The organism is Flagellimonas oceani, from assembly GCF_011068285.1.
GTDB classification, from domain to species: Bacteria; Bacteroidota; Bacteroidia; order Flavobacteriales; family Flavobacteriaceae; genus Flagellimonas; species Flagellimonas oceani.
On sequence record NZ_CP049616.1, the window covers coordinates 1,338,349 to 1,351,870 of the forward strand.

13 protein-coding genes are annotated in these 13,522 nt (G+C 42.6%); 12 read left to right on the forward strand and 1 reads right to left on the reverse strand.

Going from position 1 to position 13,522, the window contains the following annotated elements:
* Positions 1-139: 139 nt before the first annotated feature.
* Entirely contained in the window at positions 140-559 is a 420-nt protein-coding gene (locus GVT53_RS06205) for an HYC_CC_PP family protein (RefSeq protein WP_067030421.1), read from the reverse strand.
* A gap of 274 nt (positions 560-833) precedes the next feature.
* Here GVT53_RS06205 and GVT53_RS06210 point away from each other — a divergent pair, with 274 nt between their 5' ends.
* The 12 genes from GVT53_RS06210 (at position 834) to GVT53_RS06265 (ending at position 13,457) form a co-directional block, all read left to right on the forward strand.
* Positions 834-1,250: an HYC_CC_PP family protein gene (locus GVT53_RS06210; RefSeq protein ID WP_067033774.1), complete on the forward strand. Its 417-nt coding sequence runs from the start codon at positions 834-836 to the stop codon at positions 1,248-1,250.
* A 104-nt stretch (positions 1,251-1,354) separates the two neighbouring features.
* Positions 1,355-5,119, forward strand: a complete 3,765-nt coding sequence (locus GVT53_RS06215; protein ID WP_067033771.1) for an efflux RND transporter permease subunit — start codon at positions 1,355-1,357, stop codon at positions 5,117-5,119.
* Positions 5,116-6,333: a TolC family protein gene (locus GVT53_RS06220; RefSeq protein ID WP_067033769.1), complete on the forward strand. Its 1,218-nt coding sequence runs from the start codon at positions 5,116-5,118 to the stop codon at positions 6,331-6,333. Before GVT53_RS06215 ends, GVT53_RS06220 begins: the two co-directional genes overlap by 4 nt.
* Before the next feature lie 72 nt (positions 6,334-6,405).
* Complete coding sequence (locus GVT53_RS06225; protein WP_067033765.1) at positions 6,406-8,781, forward strand: multicopper oxidase domain-containing protein; 2,376 nt, start codon at positions 6,406-6,408, stop codon at positions 8,779-8,781.
* Between the two features lie 3 nt (positions 8,782-8,784).
* A complete protein-coding gene (locus GVT53_RS06230; RefSeq protein ID WP_067033762.1) occupies positions 8,785-10,110 on the forward strand; it encodes an APC family permease in 1,326 nt (441 codons plus the stop codon).
* A gap of 19 nt (positions 10,111-10,129) precedes the next feature.
* Positions 10,130-10,687, forward strand: coding sequence for a DUF4175 domain-containing protein (locus GVT53_RS06235; protein ID WP_232520874.1), 558 nt, complete (start codon positions 10,130-10,132; stop codon positions 10,685-10,687).
* A 159-nt stretch (positions 10,688-10,846) separates the two neighbouring features.
* On the forward strand, positions 10,847-10,936 hold the full coding sequence (locus GVT53_RS21030; RefSeq protein WP_240905217.1) for an SHOCT domain-containing protein: 90 nt from the start codon (positions 10,847-10,849) through the stop codon (positions 10,934-10,936).
* Positions 10,937-10,940: 4 nt separating this feature from the next.
* A complete protein-coding gene (locus GVT53_RS06245; protein ID WP_067033756.1) occupies positions 10,941-11,327 on the forward strand; it encodes a DUF302 domain-containing protein in 387 nt (128 codons plus the stop codon).
* Positions 11,328-11,338: 11 nt separating this feature from the next.
* A complete protein-coding gene (locus GVT53_RS06250; RefSeq protein WP_067033754.1) occupies positions 11,339-11,812 on the forward strand; it encodes a DUF302 domain-containing protein in 474 nt (157 codons plus the stop codon).
* Positions 11,813-11,833: 21 nt separating this feature from the next.
* On the forward strand, positions 11,834-12,463 hold the full coding sequence (locus GVT53_RS06255; protein ID WP_067033751.1) for a DUF3347 domain-containing protein: 630 nt from the start codon (positions 11,834-11,836) through the stop codon (positions 12,461-12,463).
* Positions 12,464-12,919: a heme-binding domain-containing protein gene (locus GVT53_RS06260; RefSeq protein WP_067033748.1), complete on the forward strand. Its 456-nt coding sequence runs from the start codon at positions 12,464-12,466 to the stop codon at positions 12,917-12,919.
* A 16-nt stretch (positions 12,920-12,935) separates the two neighbouring features.
* Entirely contained in the window at positions 12,936-13,457 is a 522-nt protein-coding gene (locus GVT53_RS06265; RefSeq protein WP_067033744.1) for a DUF3347 domain-containing protein, read from the forward strand.
* The last annotated feature ends 65 nt before the right edge of the window (positions 13,458-13,522 follow it).

Sequence of the window (13,522 nt, forward strand, 5' to 3'; positions counted from 1 at the left end):
TCTCAACAGGTAAAACCCTGTTTGGCAATCAATCTGAATGTTCTGTCGTGGGCATGGGGTACGACAAAAAGGGGCCACTTAAGAGGTATGGCCAATGCGAAGAGCGGACTATTGCATAAACAATCCGCTTAAATATAAATCAAATTAAGAAAGTCTCGTGAAGAACTAGTAAATCCTTCTGAATCAACGGAGGTTTATAGTTTTTGAAGGGAACTACATTTTCCTCAAGTCCTTCAAAAAGGTTTATATAAGTGTGGACAAAGGCCTTTAAGAAGACAAAATTTTGAGAATCAATCTCAAAGGAAACCTTTTGGAGATTATCATTACCTTGCTGTATAAATGAATCATCACTACAACAGTCTCCAACTCCAATTGAACATTTTTTTGAAGTGTTTTCCGTCTTTTGGATTTTTTGATCACAGGGCGTTGCTTTACCGAACACGGCAATATCTACCAGTTTTTCACAGCAAAAATGCATATCCGCCGTAAACGAGGTAGTCGAAAAGAGTACCGCCAACGTCAAAAAGATGGATAATATTTTGCTAAAAAACTGCTTCACATTCTAAAATTACAAAATTTTGTTTACCCCCAAAAATAATCGATTTTTTTGATAATCTCACTTAATTATCTGAAAATCAAATATATATTCGGTGATACATATAGCCTTAATACCAAATGTAAACTAAAGGCTTAAACAAATAAATGATATTTATCATATCGCCGATAATTGATTTTGTTCATACGTGACTTGAAAGAAAAATCAAGGGATTAGATTTCCAAAATTTTGTTAAACAAAAAAAGAGTGTTAAAATTTTTGTAGTTTTGCAGAACGGATGAAAAGTGTTTTCCATAAAATAACATCGTTTACAATGGCACTATTAGTGCTGTTATCAACCTTCTCTTTTTCGGTTGCACAACACTATTGTGGTGATGTTCTGGTTGATTACTCTTTCTTGGGCCATGCAGAATCTTGCGGCATGGAAGTTCAGGAGACAGCAGAGTTACCAGAGTGCAATTTGGTCAAAGCCGATTGCTGTAGCGATGAAGTCCTTACCGTTGATGGCCAGAACGACTTAAAAGTATCGTTTGAAAAATTAAGCTTTGAACAACAACAGTTTGTTGCCAGCTTCATCTACACCTATCTTAATCTTTACGAAGGACTACCTGAAAACATAGTCCCGTTTAGTGATTACCCCCCTCCACTTTTGGTCAAGGATATACAGATCCTAGATCAGATTTTTCTCATTTGATTTTTAAGTAATAGCATTTTACAGCCCGACTGATAGCAGTTTAGGGCTTATCCTGTTTTCGTTGGTTTCCGGCCAGCACTTCTAATTACTTAATCATCAATACCATGCTGAATAAAAGCATCAAATTCCTTATCGAAAATAAATTGGTAGCCGTTTTGCTCCTAGTCCTTTTTGTAGGCTGGGGAACCGTAAACGCCCCTTTCGAGTGGAGCACTGGCTCATTACCAAGAAACCCTGTTGCCGTAGATGCCATACCTGACATCGGGGAAAACCAGCAGATTGTTTTTACCAAATGGGACGGTCGTTCCCCACAAGATATCGAGGATCAAATTACCTATCCATTGACAACCTCACTCTTGGGAATACCAGGGGTTAGGACCATCCGTAGCTCCTCCATGTTCGGATTTTCAAGTATCTATATCATATTTGAAGAGGATATCGAGTTCTATTGGAGCCGCAGTCGAATCCTTGAAAAATTGAACTCCTTACCGAGCGGTTTACTGCCCGACGGGGTCAACCCTGCATTGGGGCCGGATGCCACAGGACTTGGACAAATCTACTGGTACACTTTGGAGGGACGCGATGAGAAAGGAAATGTCACAGGCGGCTGGGATTTACAGGAGCTTAGAAGTATTCAGGATTTTTATGTCAAATATGCCCTATCATCGGCAAGCGGTGTTTCAGAGGTGGCCTCTATAGGGGGTTATGTACTCGAATATCAGGTAGATGTGAATCCCGAACTGATGAAGCAATATGGTATTGGGCTACAGCAGGTGGTAAAAGCTGTAAAACAAAGTAATCGTGATATTGGGGCACAGACCTTGGAAATCAACCAGGCCGAATATCTCATTCGCGGGCTTGGGTATGTGAAGTCCATCGAGGATCTACAGAATGCAGTCGTTACCTCTGAGGATTACACGTCCATTCGCTTAAAGGACATTGCAAATGTTTCCTACGGACCGGCCACACGGCGCGGCATATTGGATAAGGAAGGAGCAGAAGTTGTCGGGGGGGTAGTGGTCGCACGGTATGGTGCCAATCCCATGGAAGTCATCAATAATGTCAAAGACCAAATCAATGATTTAAGTGCCGGACTGCCCTCAAAAGTACTTGAGGATGGCAGAACATCCCAACTTACCATTGTTCCTTTTTATGATAGGACCGAACTTATTCAAGAAACGCTCGGAACCCTCAACGAGGCCCTGACCTTGGAAATATTCATTACCATTTTGGTCATCATTATCATGGTCTTCAATTTAAGGGCATCCATCCTGATATCGGGACTGTTACCGGTTGCAGTGCTTATGGTGTTTATTGCGATGAAGCTATTCAATGTGGATGCAAACATCGTGGCACTTTCGGGTATAGCCATTGCCATTGGAACCATGGTGGATGTAGGGGTCATACTCTCGGAAAACGTCATACGGCATTTGGACGAAAATGAAGAGGGCCTACCCATTAATACCGTTGTCTACAATGCCACCGCAGAGGTGTCGGGGGCCATATTGACCGCCGTGATGACCACCATCATCAGTTTTATTCCGGTATTTACGATGATCGGGGCCGAAGGAAAACTCTTCAGACCCTTGGCCTTTACAAAAACCTTTGCGCTTACCGCATCCATTATCGTAGCCTTATTTTTGATACCACCATTTGCGGCCTTTCTATTTAGAAAAAAAAGCATAAAGAAAACTACTGGATACGCCGTTAATGGAATATTGATACTTCTAGGGATTATAGCCCTTGCTTATGGCTTTTTATTAGGATTTATATTGATTGCCTTCGGTATCGTAGGCTTGCTAAAAAATCCGGAATTGGCATCACGTATTTCCACTGGATTTTCGCTTTCCGAAGAACGAGCCAATCTTATCAATATCATTATTTCGGCCTTTGCAATTGTTTTTGTTTTGGCGGAATACTGGAGACCTCTCGGTCTTGATAAGAGTATTTTTTGGAACCTGATTTTTGTTTCGCTTATATGTTTCGGACTACTGGGCTTCTTTACCATATTCCGGAACTATTATACAAGGATACTTCGCTGGGCATTACGGAATAAGCTGATATTTCTTTCCATACCCACCGCCATTGTGGTATTCGGAGTAATGATTATGCGCAATACGGGCAAGGAGTTTATGCCTTCATTGAACGAAGGTTCGTTTTTGTTGATGCCTACCTCCCTTCCGCACGCCGGTGTCGAAGAGAACAAACGGGTATTGCAGCAACTGGATATGGCTGTAGCCAGTATTCCTGAAATAGCAACGATAGTCGGCAAATCCGGTAGAACCGAATCCGCATTGGATCCGGCGCCCTTGTCGATGTATGAGAACGTCATCCAGTACAAGCCAGAATACATGTTGAACGAGAACAGGGAGCGCCAACGGTTCAAGGTCAATGAAGATGGCCTCTTCGAACTCAGGGACGGCACCTTTGTGACCAATCCGAACATGGTTGTAGATGATGAAGGAAATTACGATGAATCTGCCATAGTTTCTGCATTCTCTGTTAAACAAAAGGATTTGATTCCCGACGATGATGGGGAATATTTTAGAAACTGGCGGCCTGAAATTGAATCCCCCGATGATATTTGGAACGAGATTGTACGTGTAACGAAACTTCCAGGCGTTACATCCGCGCCCAAACTGCAACCTATTGAAACCCGCTTGGTCATGTTGCAGACCGGCATGCGTGCGCCCATGGGTATCAAGGTAAAAGGGCAAGATTTAAAGGAAATAGAAGCCTTTGGCCTCAAGCTGGAGGACATTTTAAAGGAGGCCGAGGGGGTCAAGGATGAAGCCGTGTTTGCCGATCGAATTGTCGGAAAGCCTTATTTGCTTATAGATATCAACAGGGAGCGTTTGGCACGATACGGCATTACCATTGAAGATGTGCAAAGCGTGTTGCAAGTAGCGGTTGGCGGCATGGTGCTTACCCAAACTGTTGAAGGCCGTGAGCGTTATGGAGTTCGAGTACGGTATCCAAGGGAATTGCGAGAGAATCCAGCGGACTTAGAGAATATTTATGTTCCCGTTGCCAAGGGAAGCCCGGTTCCTTTGAGCGAGTTGGTTACCATTCGATATGAAAAGGGACCACAGGTCATCAAGAGCGAAGACACCTTTTTGGTGGGTTATGTACTGTTCGATAAGTTGGACGGTTTTGCCGAAGTCGAGGTGGTCGAGAATGCACAGGCCCTTATACAAGAAAAAATAGATAATGGAGAATTGGTGGTTCCCAAGGGCATCAATTATTTGTTTACCGGTACCTATGAAAACCAACTACGTGCCGAAAAGACGCTATCGGTCGTAGTACCGCTGGCATTGGCCATCATATTCTTGATTCTTTATTTCCAATTCCGTTCAGTAGGTACCTCATTGATGGTGTTTACCGGGATTGCTGTTGCCTTTGCCGGAGGTTTTCTGATGATTTGGTTCTATGGTCAGGATTGGTTCCTGAACTTCAACTTTTTCGGGGAAAACCTACGAGACCTCTTCCAGATGCATACCATTAACCTGAGTGTTGCCGTATGGGTTGGGTTTATTGCGCTCTTTGGTATTGCAACCGATGATGGTGTGGTCATGGCCACCTACCTGACCCAAACTTTTGATAGAAACAAGCCCGATTCCCTTGTATCCGTTAGGGATTCGGTTGTCGAAGCTGGTGAAAAACGTATCCGTCCGTGTTTGATGACGACCGCAACCACTATTCTGGCACTGCTTCCGGTATTGACATCCACCGGCCGTGGTAGCGATATTATGATTCCGATGGCGATCCCTTCTTTCGGGGGGATGCTTATCGCCTTGATTACCCTATTTGTTGTTCCAGTGTTGTACAGTTGGAAGGCCGAGTTTCAATTAAAAAGAATGTCCAAATGAAGAAATACCTATACATATTGATCGGAATAGTATCCATCGCTTCTGTGAACGGACAGGAACTGGAAAGCCTTATCCAACAGGCCGAACTCAACAATCCGGAAATCCAGGCTTTTGAGCTGCGGTACAATATTGCCTCCGAAAGAGTGAACGAGGTCAATACTTTGCCCAATACGGAGGTAAGTGCCGGACTTTTCGTAAGCGAGCCCGAAACACGGACCGGAGCACAGAAAGCACGGTTCTCGGCAAAACAGATGATCCCGTGGTTCGGTACCATTACCGCCCGTGAAAATTATGCAAGTTCATTGGCCGATGCCCAATACGAAGAGCTGGTCATCGTCAAAAGAAAATTGGCGTTGTCGGTATCTCAGTCCTATTACCGATTATTCTCGATAAGGGCGAAGCAAAGCGTTTTGGACGAAAATATAGAATTGCTGGAAACCTATGAACGATTGGCCTTGACCTCGGTAGAAGTTGGTAATGCCTCCGCAGTAGATGTGTTGCGCTTGCAGATTCGGCAGAACGAACTGCTTCAGCAAAAAGAAGTTTTGGAACAGGAGTATTTGGCCGAACAAACGCTGTTCAACAATCTATTGAATAGGGACGAACAAACACAAGTCGAAGTTTACGAAGGGCTTACGGTACCCGAACAAGACCCGATAACGGAAGAAGGAAGCCTTGACCTGCATCCTGAACTTTTAAAGTATGACAAGTTGTACGAGTCGGTCGAACAATCTGAAATCTTGAACCAAAAAGAAGCCTTACCGAATCTTGGTTTCGGATTGGATTACGTACCCGTTGCCGAAAGGCCTGATATGTCTTTCGATGATAACGGAAAGGACATCTTGATGCCGATGGTATCGGTGTCCATCCCGATATTCAACAATAAATACAAATCCATTTCCCAACAGAACAAATTAAGGCAAGAGGAAATAACCGCCCAAAAGCAAGAACGAAGAAACAAGCTCGAAACACTTTTGAGCGAGGCCATTAACAACAGAATGGCTGCCAGGATTCGTTTTAGGACCCAAACAAAAAATATCGGACAGGCCAAGGACGGGGAGGAAATCCTTATCAAAAGCTACGAGACCGGAACCATCGATTTTAACGATGTGCTCGATATTCAAGAGCTTCAGCTTAGGTTTCAAATCAATCGAATTGAATCCATCAAGGGCTACTTTGTGCAGTCGGCCATTATCAATTATCTAAGGAGTTAATGTCCGTATCGATAGGAGTAAGGTATCTCGACTGAATAAAATAAAATATTATAAACCACAAAAATGAGAATCATGATCAGAAAAATTACAGTGTTGTTGGTACTTCTCATTTCGTGCAACATTGCCGCACAATTAGTATCCAATGAAAGCGAAGAAAATGTGGATAATTGGCCTGAACGGGTCTATGATTTGACCATTGGTTACGAAACGGTCAACTATACCGGAAAAGATGTGAAGGCCATGACGATCAATGGTGGTATTCCTGGACCCAATCTCGAATTCAACGAGGGCGAGTTTGCCATTATCAACGTAACCAATACGATGGATGTCGAAACCTCGGTACACTGGCATGGGTTGATACTGCCCAACTTCTACGACGGCGTACCTTACCTTACAACGCCACCAATTGAACCCGGCGAGACCCAACAATACAAATTTGCGCTGAAACAGTCGGGCACGTATTGGTACCATTCCCATACGGGTTTACAGGAACAACGTGGTGTTTATGGCTCCATCCAGATCAATCCCAAAGAAACAAATCTTGAGTATGACAAAGATTTGGTACTGATACTTTCGGATTGGATGGATGAAAATCCCAAGACACAACTGAGAAACCTTAAACGAGGCAATGAGTGGTACCTAATCAAAAAGGACCAGGTTCAAAGTTGGGACAAGGTAATCTCAAAAGGTGCGGTAGGTGCGAAACTAAAAATGATGTGGCAGCGTATGCCCGATATGGCCATATTGGACAATTATTACGACCTGTTTTTTATAAATGGAAAATCTTCTAATGAATACCCTGATTTCAATCCCGGCGAACGGGTACGATTGCGCTTCGTAAATGCGGCCGCAGCTTCCTATTTCTGGCTGACATTTGGTGGTAATGACCCTATGTTGGTCTCTGCCGACGGCCTTGATGTAGTGCCGGTAAAACAGAACAAGACCCTTATCGGTGTGGCCGAGACCTATGATTTTATAGTGACCATACCACAAAGCGGAAAACTTGAAATACGTGCCACTTCTCAGGACGGATCTGGTCAGGCTTCCGCCTATCTAGGGACGGGCGATGTTTTGGAAGCCCCCACGGTACCTATACCCGACCTTATCAAACTAATGGAAAACATGATGTCGATGGACATGAAGATGGGTGCACCCGCGGCCAAATTCAATCCCTCCAAAAACGATTCCATCAAAGTGATGAAAAAATATGCGATGGATATGGGCGGTATGAAAATGGACCATTCCAAAATGGATATGCAAAAAGAAGATCAAATGCAGAAGAATGACCAAAAGATGGAAGATGAAGGGGGTAAGATGAAAATGCCAAAGGATAAGACGGATCATGCCAAAATGGAGATGAAAGACGATAAAATGGATATGAAAATGGGCTATGTGCTGCCCGCCGACAAGGTCATTGGCGATGCCATGAAAACCGGGGGCAATCCGGAATTTAACTACAACTATCTCAAAGCACCCGGAAAAACGGTATACGAAGACAACAAACCTGTTAGGGAAATGCTGTTCAACCTTACGGGAAACATGAACCGTTACGTATGGAGCATCAACGGGGTTCCGCTTTCAGAAACCGATAAAATAAAAATTGAACAAGGCGAAGTAGTGCGCATTACTTTGAACAACCTGACCATGATGCACCACCCGATGCACCTACACGGACACTTTTTCAGGGTACTGAACGAACACGGCGAATATTCGCCCTTAAAACATACGGTCAACGTGGCCCCGATGCAAAAAGTGGTCATCGAATTCGATGCCAATGAATATGGCGACTGGTTCTTTCATTGCCACGTACTGTACCATATCAACAGTGGTATGGCAAGGGTATTCAGCTATGACACCCCAAGGGATGAACGATTGAAAGGGTATCCCTTATCCAACCTGACCACCGAGGCCGACCATATGTGGACATGGGGTGAGGTTACGGGTGCCAGCCACATGGGCGAGTTTTTTCTGACCACTACGAACATCCGAAACCAGTTCATATTGCGAGCGGAATATGGATGGAACGAGAACTTGGAAGCCGAATTTACCTATGAACGATGGCTGAACAGTTATTTCCGTGTTTTCGGTGGGGTAAATGTCGAAAACGAAATGGAAGATAGTATGGATGAAATAGGCACCACGGGAGTAGTGGGTATCCGGTACTTCTTGCCATTGTTGATAGATTCTGATCTACGCATCGATAATAAACTACGGCCGACGATTTCATTTTCGACGGCTACGATGATCTTTCAGAGACTCGCCCTTTTTGGCGAATACGAATATCAAATGGATTTTGGCTGGGTCAATGATTTTGAACCGGGAACCGATTTTGAACAAGAGCAGACCTGGCAAGTAGGATTGGAATATGTCCTGAGCAGAGATTTTTCCTTAATGGGCAGTTACGACAACCGTTTCGGTTGGGGAGGCGGACTTTCAATGCGATTTTAACACATGGGACAATACAAAAAAAATAGCCTGAGTTTGACCGGTGCCGTATCTCTAGGAACGGGGGTAATGATTGGCGCAGGTATCTTCGCGCTGTTAGGGCAGGTAGCAGAATTGTCTGGTCAGTGGTTTCCCTATGCGTTTTTGCTGGGGGCCATTATCTCGGGTTTTAGTGCCTATTCGTATGTTAAGATGTCCAATGCCTATCCCTCTGCGGGCGGTATCGCCATGTATCTCAAGAAGATATATGGTAAAAGTGCATTGACAGCTTCCGGAGCGTTGTTGATGGCCTTGTCAATGGTCATCAACGAGAGTTTGGTTGCACGTACCTTCGGCTCGTACACTCTACAATTGTTCGATGTAGATGATAACAGTGTTTGGGTGCCCATTTTGGGGGTATTCCTGCTGATTGTCGCCTTTCTTATCAATATTTCGGGCAACAAAGTTATCGGAAAGGCCTCTTTGGTCATGGCCATTCTAAAAATAGGTGGGATAGCCATTTTTGCCATAGGCGGTCTATGGGCCGCAGGTTTTTCATTCTCCGAAGTAGTTCCGTCCGAAAGTCTGACGGAATATCCAATCACTAATTATTTGGGAGCATTAGCTCTATCTATTTTGGCTTACAAAGGTTTCACTACAATTACCAATAGTGGCGATGAAATAGTCAAACCCAATAAAAATGTTGGGCGTTCAATTGTCATTTCTTTGCTCATCTGTACGGTGGTCTATTTATTGGTCGCTTTTGCGGTCTCTTCCAATCTTTCGATAAACGAAATCATAGCAGCGAAAGACTATTCATTGGCAGAAGCTTCCCGCCCCGCTTTTGGCAAGTATGGGCTTTGGTTCACAGTGGGTATCGCCATCATATCGACAATTTCTGGTGTGATAGCAAGCATTTTTGCAGTATCCAGAATGACAGCAATGCTGACCGAAAAGGAATTGATTCCCCATGAGCATTTTGGTATGCCGGGCAGGCTTCAAAAACATATGCTGGTGTATACAGTAATTCTGGCCATAACCTTAACGGTTCTATTTGATCTTACGAGAATCGCTTCATTGGGTGCTATATTTTATTTGATTATGGATATAGGAATCCATTGGGGAGTGTTTAAAAATCTTCGTAAGGATGTTAAGGCCAATCCTGCCGTTTTGATTACTGCTATTATTCTAGACGTAGTGGTTCTTGGGGCTTTTCTTTGGATAAAGGTAAGCAGTGATGTATTGGTCGTACTAGTGGCGGTCCTACTAATGGTCTTGATTTTTTTCGGAGAAAAATGGTTTTTGAAAAGAAATGATAGTGATGAAAAAGAAGATTTTAAAAATGATGTATGAATCTATAAAAATTAGAAAAATGAAAACAAAAGGAATTTTAATGACAATCGGATTAATAGCAACGATGGTTGGCTGTAAATCAACTTTCAATGCCTCCGAGACCATGCAGGTAGATGAAAATAGAAATGCCATCTATCAAGAGATTATCTCAAATCCGGTGCAGTTTGCCAATTTTATCAGTGAGGCAAGAAAGAATGAAGAGGCCAAAAAATTATTGATGAAAGCCCATATGGAGCAGATGGAATCTGGGGATATGAAAATGATGATGGACAAAAATCCCGAAATGAAAGAAAAAATGCAGGCCCATATGCAGAAGATGATGGAGAAGAATCCTGAAATGAAGGAAAAGATGCAGTCCAAAATGCTCGATAAGATGATGGAGAGTGAAAAGGGCCGTAAGATGTTGATGGAAAAAATGCACAAAAACGAAATGATGAAAAAACAGATGAAGGAAAGAATGAAAAATATGATGGATGAGAATCCTGATATGATGGAAGAAATGATGCAGAAAATGATGGAAAAAAATCCAGAGATGATGAAAAAGATGAAAGAAAAAATGAAAAATAAAGGAGCGTAAGCCTTTGAATACCGAGGTGGATTGAAAACAGAAAATAACTATTGAAATTCTACAATTATGATGATGTGGTGGTGGGTATTGATACCGGTCATTTTGGTGTTGGCCTTTTTTATGTATAACGGACGAAATAGCAGAGGTTCCAGGACCAAGGAAAATCCTATGGAAATTCTAGACAATCGATTCGCCAAAGGCGAACTATCCAAAGAAGAATACGAAGAACAAAAACGAACTATTAACTCTAAAAATTAAAACGATGGAATATTATTTCAACAAGACCCTTAACGAAGACTTTGATAAGGTAATCGAGAGAGTAACGGAAGAACTGAAAAAAGAGGGTTTTGGCATCTTGACCGAAATCGATGTCAAGGAAACCCTGAAAAAGAAACTGGATGTTGATTTTAAAAAGTACAAGATCCTCGGTGCCTGTAATCCGCCCTATGCCCATAAGGCACTGGAAGCCGAAGATAAGATAGGTACCATGTTGCCTTGCAATGTAATCGTGCAGGACGTATCGAAAGGGAATGTAGAAGTGGCGGCGGTAAATCCAATGGCTTCAATGCAAGCAGTCGACAATGAAATATTGGCTGAAATCGCAAATGATATTACCGCCAAATTGGAAAATGTGATCGAGAAACTTTAGAAGGGATAAATATGGAAAATAATAAGGGTAAAAGCGAATGGGTCTCGCAACAAAATTATTCAGAAAGTCAGAGTACCCCTTATTGCATTACGCGGAGGTACGGTAGTTTGACATTTGAGGAAACCGTACAAAACGTAAAAAATGGCATTAAAAAGTTAGGTCTTGACCTTGTTGGTGAATTTGACGTGCGCGAGTATCTCAGTTCAGATATGGAAAAGATGCCTCGGCACCTCATTCTAATGGTATGTGAAAAAGAAACTGCATTAAAACTGATTTCAAATGATATTCAAATGAGCGTTCTTTTTCCGTGCAATGTAACCATTAAGGAAGTGGAAAATAATACGATTATCGAAGTGTCGATAGAAGATACAGATTCGACTTGGTCTTCCGCAAAGAAGAAAGAAATAATAGAGGTGGCCAAAAACACAAAGAACATCTTGAAAAAATTGCTCGACACTATTGAACAGCAAAATGTAAAACTATAATTAACATCAAATTCAACAATCATGAGAAAATCAAATGTAACAACTGGAATTTTGGCCATGGCAATCATAACCCTATCGGCCACATCTTGCAAAGACAAGAAAAAAGTGCAGGAAAACCAAGAAGGTCACCAAACAGAACAAATGGAGGACAGCGGCCATATGGATGGCGCTATGGAAGACCATTCGCAAATGGACCATGACAACATGAATCATGGCGAAATGGCAATGATGTCATCTGAAGTCATCGCTGACTATCTGACGCTAAAGAATGCTCTTGTGTCCGATGACAAAGATGGGGCCGCAAAGGCAGGAGAAAAGCTTGAAGGCAGCCTAAAGAACTTCGATACGAGCAAATTCAGTGATGAACAGCAGGATGAGCTGAAAGACATTATTGAAGATGCCACCGAACATGCAGAACATATCGCGAAAAGTGACATCGGGCATCAACGTGAGCACTTTAAAACCTTGAGCAAAGATGTAGTCGATATGGTCGCCATTACTGGTACAGAAAATACTTTGTATGAACAATATTGCCCAATGTATGATAACAACAAAGGAGGTGCCTGGCTAAGCATGAATGAAGAAATCAAAAATCCATATTTCGGGGATAAGATGCTCACTTGTGGAAAAGTACAAAGGGAAATCAACTAAGTGAAGAAAAGTATAAAAATCATAGCACTAGTGTTTTTGGTCGGGTTTGTGGGGATACAGTTTTTTCCCACTTCCCGAAACCAAAGCGACACAATACCAAAAACTGACTTTATGCTTGTGAACGATGTACCGAAACAAGTGGAGAACATCATCAAGACCTCTTGCTACGATTGCCATAGCAACAACACGGATTATCCTTGGTACAACAAAGTGCAACCCGTTGCCTGGTTTTTGGAGGATCATGTTACCCATGGCAAGGAAGAATTGAATTTTAACGAATGGGCCGATTATTCAAACAGAAGAAAGAACAGCAAGTTAAAATCGATCATAAGTCAGATAGAAAATGGAGAAATGCCCCTTTGGTCTTATACACTAATTCATAGGGAAGCAAAACTTTCGGAGGACAAGAGGAAAACCGTTCTCGATTGGGTTTCAAAATTAAAGGACAGTTTATAAACTAAAAATCCAATAAATGAAGAATTTAAAACATGGTGTAGTAACCCTGCTCATGTTGGGGACTACAATGGGCTACGCACAGCACAAAATAGAACTGAACCATGACCATAGCAAGATGGAGATGAAAGTGGTCGAGTTGGAATTTAACGACAAGAACATCGCCAATGCCTACGAACATTACGAGCACATTAAAAATGACTTGGTCGGTTCCAATCCGGGCGATACCCAAAAGGGAGCGGTTATGTTGAACGAAGCGCTAGAAAAAATCGAGGGTTCCGAAGCGGCATTGGCGGCCTCGCAAAAAATCGCTGCTACCGATAATTTAGAGAGACAGCGAAAGGCTTTTTCCGATTTGAGCAATGAAATGGAACCCTTGTTGAAAGGAACCGTTACATCGGGAAAAATCTATAAGGATTTCTGCCCCATGGCCTTGAACGGAGGTGCTTATTGGTTATCTGCCATTAAGGACATCCGCAACCCATATTATGGAGCAAAAATGCTAAGCTGTGGAAAAGTGACAGCCATCATCGAAAAGTAAAGCTGATTGGGGAGGTTGAATATAGTTAATGATTAGTGTTTAAAATGCTTCCCCTTTTCAGGTAG

Coding starts and splice junctions, on each gene's coding strand:
- GVT53_RS06265 (WP_067033744.1), top strand. CDS start 12,936: ATGAAGAATTTAAAACATGGTGTAGTAACCCTGCTCATGTTGGGGACT.
- GVT53_RS06210 (WP_067033774.1), top strand. CDS start 834: ATGAAAAGTGTTTTCCATAAAATAACATCGTTTACAATGGCACTATTA.
- GVT53_RS06250 (WP_067033754.1), top strand. CDS start 11,339: ATGGAAAATAATAAGGGTAAAAGCGAATGGGTCTCGCAACAAAATTAT.
- GVT53_RS06245 (WP_067033756.1), top strand. CDS start 10,941: ATGGAATATTATTTCAACAAGACCCTTAACGAAGACTTTGATAAGGTA.
- GVT53_RS21030 (WP_240905217.1), top strand. CDS start 10,847: ATGGAAATTCTAGACAATCGATTCGCCAAAGGCGAACTATCCAAAGAA.
- GVT53_RS06215 (WP_067033771.1), top strand. CDS start 1,355: ATGCTGAATAAAAGCATCAAATTCCTTATCGAAAATAAATTGGTAGCC.
- GVT53_RS06235 (WP_232520874.1), top strand. CDS start 10,130: ATGAAAACAAAAGGAATTTTAATGACAATCGGATTAATAGCAACGATG.
- GVT53_RS06255 (WP_067033751.1), top strand. CDS start 11,834: ATGAGAAAATCAAATGTAACAACTGGAATTTTGGCCATGGCAATCATA.
- GVT53_RS06225 (WP_067033765.1), top strand. CDS start 6,406: ATGATCAGAAAAATTACAGTGTTGTTGGTACTTCTCATTTCGTGCAAC.
- GVT53_RS06220 (WP_067033769.1), top strand. CDS start 5,116: ATGAAGAAATACCTATACATATTGATCGGAATAGTATCCATCGCTTCT.
- GVT53_RS06230 (WP_067033762.1), top strand. CDS start 8,785: ATGGGACAATACAAAAAAAATAGCCTGAGTTTGACCGGTGCCGTATCT.